The organism is Aeromonas sp. PrichA-15 (assembly GCF_017939245.1).
Taxonomy (GTDB): Bacteria; Pseudomonadota; Gammaproteobacteria; order Enterobacterales; family Aeromonadaceae; genus Aeromonas; species Aeromonas caviae.
Map to the genome: position 1 here is coordinate 1 of NZ_JAGKRH010000094.1, position 638 is coordinate 638.

A 638-nucleotide genomic window follows, 5' to 3' on the forward strand; every position below is an offset into this window, starting at 1 on the left:
GTGCATATTCCGGCCGATCATGAACACCAATTCCGATTCAACGTGAACACCATTTCCGGACCAATGTGAACGCTCATTCCGGTTCAACCTGAACACTTCGCCCCTCCTTTCCGGAAACAGTGTTCAACATCCCGGAATCACTGTTCACATTCACCGGAATCATCCTTAACGCATTGATTTAAAAACCTTTGATACGCTCTCCCTTTTGCCAGGGAAGAGCCTATGTCTGCCAAGAGGATTGCAATGCGTAAAATTCGTGAAGTGCTGCGACTGCGGCTGGAAGCTGACCTCTCTGTTCGCCAAATCAGTATCTGTACCAAGGTCAGTGTCGGCTCCATCCAGAAACTCCTCAAAAGTGCCCAGGCGCTCGGCCTTACCTGGCCCTTACCTACCGAGCTTGATGATGGCCGACTGGCTGCCCTGTTCTATCCGCAGGCCGATACCACCATCTCGGCCCGCCATGTTGTGCCGGATTGGCCCTCTGTCCATCAGGAGCTCAAGCGCAAGGGGGTCTCCAAACAGCTGCTCTGGGAGGAGTACACCCAGCGCTATCCCAATAGCTGTTACAGCTACTCCCAGTTCTGTGACCGTTACAAGTCCTGGTGTCAGTTGCAAAAGCGCTCCATGCGCCAGATCCA

The 638-nt window shown here is 53.3% G+C and carries 1 pseudogene; it reads left to right on the top strand.

Annotated elements, in window-relative coordinates:
- Positions 1–222: 222 nt before the first annotated feature.
- Positions 223–638 (top strand): annotated as a pseudogene (locus tag J9889_RS13230) (IS21 family transposase); the annotation flags it as partial.